The sequence below is a fragment of the Arthrobacter sp. N199823 genome (genome assembly GCF_002929705.1).
Lineage (GTDB): Bacteria > Actinomycetota > Actinomycetes > Actinomycetales > Micrococcaceae > Specibacter.
Genome location: NZ_PJIN01000011.1, coordinates 102,650 through 109,705, shown reverse-complemented (window position 1 = coordinate 109,705; position 7,056 = coordinate 102,650). Strand labels below are relative to the sequence as shown.

The following is a 7,056-nucleotide window of genomic DNA, read 5'->3' as shown; positions in this document are numbered from 1 at the left end:
CGCCTGCTGAACGCGCTCCACGCCCCGGACAACACGACCACAATCGCGGCTTGACAGATATAGAAGATTCGGATCATTGGATAGACAGGGGCAAGACACCATGCCGAGATTGGTCGGCCGACAATCCCTATGATCCTCTTTCTAGGGACTATCAAAAAGATAACGGGCTTGGTCGCGGAGCGAGGATGGATTTTTCAGCGAGGTCACGAGCGAAAAATCTTACTGCGAGCGATGGAAGCCGGCCACCCGGCCGTTACGTCAGGATGATGACGTCGAGGGTTCGTGGTCCGTGAACGCCTTCGACGCGCTCTAGTTCGATGTCGCTGGTGGCGCTGGGGCCGCTGATCCAGGTTTGGGGGCGGGTTGCTTCGAGGCGGGCGATGGCTTCGGGGAGGACTTCCACGATGTCTGCTGCTTGGAGGATGCAGATGTGCCGATCCGGAACGAGGGAGATGATGCGTCGGCCTTGATCGTAGCTGCCGTCGAGCATGATGGTTCCGGTTTCGGACACGGCCGTCGCAGCAGCGGTGACCACGGCGTCCACAGCATCCAGTTCCGTCACGGTGAGGCGGTTCTCCGGCGAGTCAACATGCACAGAAAGCGTCCCGGCGTCGTCCTTCAGTCCCGCAAGCCACTCCTGGTCCAGGCCATGCGGAACCACAATCGAGGCACTGCCGGCGAGCAATTCGGCCAGCCGCGCCGCAACGTCCGCAGCGGGTGTGAGGAACACGTTTGCTTTGTAATCGATGAGCCTGTCCACGAGCTGCTCAAGGCGCTGCGCCGCGGTCATGTCCGAGGCGCGGCGGTATTCCCGCGGCACCACCGGGGTCACGGGCTGATCCCTCAGGGCTGTTGTGATGCGGTTCATGATGTCCTCGCGGGCGCTCATGCCTGCTCCCCTTCCGGGCTGTTGTCAGTGCTGTAGTTTCCTGCAAGGCCAGGTACTGCGGTGGTTTCTGGCGTGTGGTCTTTAGCCCACCATTGACGGAACGACTGGCTAGGTGGTGCGGGGATATCCCTACTTTCAGTCCATCCCGCGGCGATCCCGGGGAGTTTCTTGATGACTTTGGCACGCCCGGCAGCGAGCTTGCCTAGGGGCAATCCCTTTTCCAGTAGGGCCAGGTGTGAGCCTTTGGAGAACGCCCACTCAGCGCCCTTCATCATGAGGTCCATCTGGGTGGGGACCTTGATCTTGGCGCGCTTTGAATCAACGTCTTCGCCACGCAAATGGACCAAGATTTCCGGGATGTTGATCTTCACAGGGCAGGCGTCAAAGCAGGCGCCGCACAGTGAGGAGGCGTAGGGTAGGGAGTTATTTTCCTCGCTCTTAATACCCGTCATCAGGGGTGAAAGGATCGCACCGATCGGCCCCGGGTACGTAGAACCATAGGCGTGCCCGCCCGTGCGTTCATACACGGGACACACATTCATGCACGCGGAGCAGCGGATACAGTTCAACGCGGTCCGCCCGTATTCATCAGCCAGGGCTGCGGTACGGCCATTGTCTAGCATGACCAAGTGCACGTTTTGCGGGCCGTCGCCAGGAGTAACACCGGTCCACAGCGAGGTGTACGGGTTCATTCGCTCCCCCGTGGAAGACCTGGGCAGCAACTGCATGAACACTTCAAGATCGGACCACGACGGGAGCAACTTCTCAATACCCATGACCGTGATGAGCGTTTCCGGCAGGGTCAAACACATCCGCCCGTTACCCTCGGACTCCACCACGGTCAAGGTCCCGGTGTCGGCCAATCCAAAGTTCGCACCAGAAACCGCGACCTTCGCGGAGAGGAACTTCTTGCGCAAATGCGTGCGGGCAGCCTCAGCCAGGCGTGCCGGATCGTCCGTCAGGAGAGGGTCCACCACAGGCATCTCCCGCAGGAAGATCTCACGGACCTGACTGCGGTTCTTGTGAATCGCCGGGACCAGGATGTGGCTGGGCTTGTCATGATCCAGCTGGACGATTAGCTCGGCTAGATCGGTCTCGTAGGCAGCGATGCCCTGCTCTTCCAAGTACTCATTGAGACCAATTTCTTGCGTGGCCATGGACTTGACCTTGACCACTTCGGTTTCGCCGGTCGCTCGGATCAGGGAAGTGACAATCTCATTGGCTTCCTGAGCATCCCGGGCCCAGTGAATGATGCCGCCACGGGCGGTAAAGTTCGCCTCGAACTGCTCCAACAGGGCTGGCAGATTCGCCATGGTGGCGTCCTTGATGGCGCTGCCGGCGTTGCGCATCTCTTCCCAATCGGGAAGCTCCGCCACGACCTTCAAACGCTTGTCGCGAATGGTGTGGGTTGCGTGGCCCAGGTTGGCCCGCAATTGCTCATTACCCAGCTCGCGGTGTGCGGCCTTCGGGAAAGGCTCGGTGGCGTTGAGGTTGCCGTGACCAAAAACAGGCAGTGTGGGCATACCCAAAAACGTGTTGTTGCTCATCGCTTGCTCCCTGCCAATTTCACGTCACCCGTGACTGTTACCGGGTTTTCTAGGGTGCTCGCCAGAATCTCGGCAAAGTGCAGCGTCCCTACCTCACGACCCTGACGGGAGAGCCCACCACCAATGTGCAGCAGGCAGCTGGCGTCGCCGCCGGAGCACAGTTCGGCACCGGTGCCGCAAATATTCGCAGCCTTATCCGCGTTCATCGCGGCGGAAACATCAGCATTCTTCATCGAGAACGTGCCACCAAAACCACAGCACTGATCAGCCTGCGGCAATTCCACCATCTCAATACCACCCACACTCGCCAGCAAATTCAACTGCCGATCCTCCAACCGCAACAGCCGCATTCCGTGGCAGCTGGGGTGATAGGTGACCTTATGCGGGAAGTACGAACCCAGCTGGTCGGCCGCATTCGTGATGCCCAAAACATCCGTCAAGAGTTGCGAGAGTTCATAGGTTTTAGCCCCTACCTTGGCGGCCCTAGCCTCCAACGCCGCATCTCCGCAACGGCGCGCCACCATCTCATGCTGGTGCTTCACACTCGCCACACAAGAACCAGACGGCGCCACGGCAACGTCATAGTCATCCGTGTCAAAAGCCTGAACATGGTTGGCCACAACGGCGTGGGCTTCCTTGAAATAACCCGAATTCACATGCATCTGACCACAACACGCCTGGCCAGAAGGGAACACCACCTCATGTCCGAGCCGCTCCAGAAGGGAGACGGTGGCCTGTGCCGTGCGCGGGTACATGGCATCAACGATGCAGGTGGCGAAGAGCGCAATTTTCATGATCTCCACTGTAGGGCAAAACACATTCAATGTGGACTGACCACACCCTAACTTGCCCAAAAATCGCGTTACAGTGGCAGGCCCGAGCCGGGTTTCAGATTCTTCATGACAAGGGTAGAACTGACCCGTTGTACGCCGGCAAGCATGGTGAGCTCGTTGTCGAAGCACTGTTGATAGTCACTGAGGTCCTTGGCCATGACTTTCAAAATGTAGTCCGGATCGCCAAAAAGTCGCTGAGCCGAGGTGATGCGCGTATTGGCACAGACCTGCGCCTCAAACTCGTCAAGGGTTGACCGGTCAACACGGGCCAGGGTCACGAACACCAACGCCTCGAAGCCCAAGCCAACAGCGGCCGGGTCAATGATGGCCCGGTACCCACTAATGGCCCCCGAGGCCTCCAAATCCTTCAGCCGGCGATGGCACGGCGCAACCGTCAGGCCCACCTCGGCAGCCAAGGCCGTAGCACTCATCCGGCCATCATTTTGAAGTGTGCGCAAAATTTCTTTATCAATGGCATCAATCACATACATATCTTATCGCAACTGCCGTATTTTGTGGCAAAAAAGGTAAGCACTTATGGCTCCTTTTTCCCTAAGCTTGCCGTAGACAAACACCAACGTCACCACCAACCCCGGCAGCAGGAGAACCATGGACCCGCAGGCACTCGTAGGCTTCCTGATCGTCGCCATCACCCTGACCTGCACGCCGGGTCCGGATTGGGCATTTGCGATTGCCTCCGGGCTGGGAAAACGCAGCTTCATCCCTGCCGTCGCAGGGTTGTGTGGCGGCTACGTCCTGCACACCGCCTTGCTTGCGGCCGGAATCGCTGCCCTCATGGCAGCCATGCCTAGCCTGTTGTTGTGGCTGACAATTGCCGGGGCCCTCTACCTTTTGTGGCTCGGTTTCATGACCACCAGATCATGGCGAGGGGCCGGTTTTGTCACCGTAGGACCCAACGGCGAACTGCCCGTGAACGCTGCTGCGGGAAACGCCCTTTCTGAGGACGGACAGCGCCTTGAAGATTCCTCAGCCGGCAAACACGACTCAGCGTGGGGACCGTTCCTGCAAGGTTTTGGCACCAGCAGCATCAATCCCAAGGGGCTGCTGCTGTTCGTTGCCCTCACCCCGCAGTTCATCAGGGCAGACGCTGCGTTTTCAGTGCCGCTTCAATCCGCAATTCTCGGACTTTCCTTCGTCGCAATGACAGCCGTCATCTACTCGCTGGTGGCACTCGGCGCACGCAAGCTGCTGCGTTCACGTCCGGCAGCGGCCCGCGGGGTGACACTGACCAGCGGCATCATCATGTGCGCACTGGGTGCCATCCTGCTCATCGAGCAGGTGGGCCCAGTGACGCTGGCGGCCGGGGATCTGCTCGCCCGAGGCTAACCATTCTCTAACGCTAGGGCCGGGCCTTCCGGGCCGCCGGGTGGCGGGGTAGCTGGGCCGCCGGAAGGCTAGCCGCTCGAAGAGGGCGGAGCGTTAGTCCTGCGCGGCGCTCCACGCAGCAAGCTCCGCCAACAACTCGGCCTTCCGCTCGTCAGAGGCAAAGGATGAGCGGATGGAGTTGGCGGCCAACAGCTCAACTGTCGCCGTATCCCAAGCAAACTCGGCAACCAATGCTTCAAAGTTGGCCCCCACATACCCGCCAAAATATGCCGGATCGTCGGAGTTGACGCAGACGTTCAGCCCCGCAGCAATCATCTGCGGCAGCGGGTGGGCCGCCAGCGTGTCCACGGCGCGCAGCCGCACGTTTGAGAGTGGGCAGACCGTCAACGGGATCTGCTCAGCCACCAGCCGCTTGAGAAGAAATTTGTCCTCCACGGCCCTAATGCCATGGTCGATCCGCTCCACACCGAGCAGGTTCAACGCGTCTTCAACATAGCTGGGCGGGCCCTCTTCGCCGGCGTGAGCCACCAGTCGCAGCCCTGCTTCTGCGGCACGTTTGAACAAGCGGATGAACTTCGACGGCGGATTGCCCACCTCTGCCGAGTCCAGACCGATTCCGATGATGGGAGCATTCATGTCCAACAACTGATCCAACACGGTAGTCGCCGATTCTTCAGGCTCATCGCGCAAAAACGCGGCGATCAACCCGGTCGTGATGCCAAAGTCTCCCTCGCTTGAGGCGAGGGCCACGGCAATGCCGTTGACCGCCGTCGAAAGTTCCACGCCGCGAGCCACATGAGCCTGGGGATCGAACATAATCTCGGCATGGCGCACGCCGGCTTCCTTTGCACGTGCCAGGTATGCCCGGGTCATGTCCGTAAAGTCAGCCTCCGTGATCAACACGGCCATGTTGGCGTAGTACAGGTTCAGGAACGACTGCAGATCGGTGAACTCATACTGCTCCCGCAGCGCATCCAGCGTTGGGAACGGCAGCGTGATGCCATTGCGGGCCGCCAGAGCCAGAATCAATTCAGGCTCCAGCGTGCCCTCAATATGCAAGTGCAGCTCGGCCTTGGGAAGCACAGTCGCAGCTACAGGGACAACGTTTTCAACAGATTGGTGGTTCATGGAGCCAGTTTACGTGGGGCACCCGCCCAGCCGAACCCTCGCGTTACGGCTTGAACCGCTTGGCCAAGAGCTTTGGATCCACAATCTCGGTGCGGATCACCTCGCTCAACGCCTGTGCCGTGGTGGCGATGCCGGTCTTGCGGCGCACTTCCTTGCGGAGCTCATCCAGCATGGCACCGGAGAGGATCACATCCAGCAGCGCCCCAGGTTCGGTGGCCGCACGATGCCGCCACAATTCATCAATACGACGGCGCTTCAACGCCTCTTTATGCAGCAGGAACATCAGCTCGGTCTTCTCCGCCAAACTCGCCGGCCCCAGCAGATCTACCTCAAACACCATATCGACCACAACGGGCAGCCCGCCGGTCAGATGGTACGCCTGCCACACGGCACCGTTGGTTAGCACCATCCATTCCACGCCCTCATTCACCGCGTACATCAGCACCTGGCGGAGGTGGCGCTCATTGAGTTTCTGGCTGATCCGCTTGACCTCGATGAACGCCACCAGCTGCTTGTCGATCCGAACCCCGTAGTCAGCAAACTCCTGCTTCACCATGTATTCGGTGGTGAGGTCCTTGAACTTGTCATAGTCCAAGCCCTCACAGAGCATGTCGGTCACCACCATGCGCGTGTCGCCTTCGTTGGCATCCCGGGCCCGCAGCGCCTCCAATGGCTTGAGGTACCGCTTGATGGCCTCGTGGACCTGATCAATCGCCGTGAGCTCCCATTTGGGGATTCGGGAGGCCGGCGTCACTTTCGGCAGCGTTTGTTGGGCTGCCGGGGCGGACGCAACCGCGGCGGGCTCAGGGTCAACCGGCTCAGGAGCGGCGGGTTGTTCACTCACCTCAGCGGTCACTTCTACAAGTACGACGGCGGTCTCCACCAGTTCGCTGCCTTCCGGGAGCAGCAGCTCCTCTGGCAGGTGAAGGTACGGTTCTGTGACACCAAAAGCGGTCTGTTTGAGCATCCAACTGATGGCTGGCTCCCACATATCCACGATGGCGGCGCCTGCTCCCTCAATGGCGACAACCCTAGTGTGGGCAATGACTTCGAGGTGGCTGGCATCGGGTACCTGGCGTCCGGCCTGAGCCATCTCCGCCGCCCATCGGAGCAAAACGTTGAGCCTGATCTGGCCCTTGGCATCCAGGGAAATCTCGTTCATGTTCTCGGGGCCCTCCGCGTTATGGTTGCTGCACAGTAGTTGTGGGATTGCTGTTGTTGCTGTGTGACTCTTTTGCGAACTGGGCGCGCTGTCAGCGTTCCCACGGCCACTTCTGATTGACGGCCGCTTGCGGACCACCCGGATTCCAGG

General features: G+C 60.0%; 7 protein-coding genes. 1 reads left to right on the top strand and 6 read right to left on the bottom strand.

Annotated features, from left to right (window positions below):
- Positions 1-253: 253 nt before the first annotated feature.
- The 4 genes from CXQ93_RS17795 to CXQ93_RS17780 all read right to left on the bottom strand — a co-directional run bounded on the left by CXQ93_RS17795 (position 254) and on the right by CXQ93_RS17780 (position 3,754).
- The gene (locus CXQ93_RS17795) at positions 254-889 is read right to left on the bottom strand and encodes an LUD domain-containing protein (RefSeq protein WP_104111744.1); all 636 of its coding nucleotides are present in this window, start codon (positions 887-889) and stop codon (positions 254-256) included.
- Positions 886-2,436, bottom strand: coding sequence for a LutB/LldF family L-lactate oxidation iron-sulfur protein (locus tag CXQ93_RS17790; protein WP_104111743.1), 1,551 nt, complete (start codon positions 2,434-2,436; stop codon positions 886-888). The genes CXQ93_RS17795 and CXQ93_RS17790 overlap by 4 nt, the downstream gene beginning before the upstream one ends.
- Positions 2,433-3,230 carry a (Fe-S)-binding protein gene (locus CXQ93_RS17785; RefSeq protein WP_104111759.1) on the bottom strand — a complete coding sequence of 266 codons (798 nt, stop codon included), beginning with the start codon at positions 3,228-3,230 and terminating at the stop codon, positions 2,433-2,435. Before CXQ93_RS17785 ends, CXQ93_RS17790 begins: the two co-directional genes overlap by 4 nt.
- Positions 3,231-3,298: 68 nt before the next feature.
- Positions 3,299-3,754, bottom strand: coding sequence for an Lrp/AsnC family transcriptional regulator (locus CXQ93_RS17780; RefSeq protein WP_181036206.1), 456 nt, complete (start codon positions 3,752-3,754; stop codon positions 3,299-3,301).
- A gap of 124 nt (positions 3,755-3,878) precedes the next feature.
- On the opposite strand from CXQ93_RS17780, the gene CXQ93_RS17775 reads away from it, so the two are divergent.
- The gene (locus CXQ93_RS17775) at positions 3,879-4,616 is read left to right on the top strand and encodes a LysE family translocator (protein ID WP_104111741.1); all 738 of its coding nucleotides are present in this window, start codon (positions 3,879-3,881) and stop codon (positions 4,614-4,616) included.
- Between the two features lie 93 nt (positions 4,617-4,709).
- Here CXQ93_RS17775 and CXQ93_RS17770 read toward each other — a convergent pair whose 3' ends face one another.
- Together CXQ93_RS17770 and CXQ93_RS17765 are read right to left on the bottom strand one after the other, a co-directional pair.
- On the bottom strand, positions 4,710-5,744 hold the full coding sequence (locus tag CXQ93_RS17770) for an adenosine deaminase (RefSeq protein WP_104111740.1): 1,035 nt from the start codon (positions 5,742-5,744) through the stop codon (positions 4,710-4,712).
- A gap of 43 nt (positions 5,745-5,787) precedes the next feature.
- Positions 5,788-6,906, bottom strand: coding sequence for a type I restriction enzyme HsdR N-terminal domain-containing protein (locus CXQ93_RS17765; protein WP_104111739.1), 1,119 nt, complete (start codon positions 6,904-6,906; stop codon positions 5,788-5,790).
- Between the last annotated feature and the right edge of the window lie 150 nt (positions 6,907-7,056).

Excerpts from the sequence above, each read along its gene's own strand:
- CXQ93_RS17790 (WP_104111743.1), bottom strand. The coding sequence starts at position 2,436 with ATGAGCAACAACACGTTTTTGGGTATGCCCACACTGCCTGTTTTTGGT.
- CXQ93_RS17775 (WP_104111741.1), top strand. The coding sequence starts at position 3,879 with ATGGACCCGCAGGCACTCGTAGGCTTCCTGATCGTCGCCATCACCCTG.
- CXQ93_RS17785 (WP_104111759.1), bottom strand. The coding sequence starts at position 3,230 with ATGAAAATTGCGCTCTTCGCCACCTGCATCGTTGATGCCATGTACCCG.
- CXQ93_RS17765 (WP_104111739.1), bottom strand. The coding sequence starts at position 6,906 with ATGAACGAGATTTCCCTGGATGCCAAGGGCCAGATCAGGCTCAACGTT.
- CXQ93_RS17795 (WP_104111744.1), bottom strand. The coding sequence starts at position 889 with ATGAGCGCCCGCGAGGACATCATGAACCGCATCACAACAGCCCTGAGG.
- CXQ93_RS17770 (WP_104111740.1), bottom strand. The coding sequence starts at position 5,744 with ATGAACCACCAATCTGTTGAAAACGTTGTCCCTGTAGCTGCGACTGTG.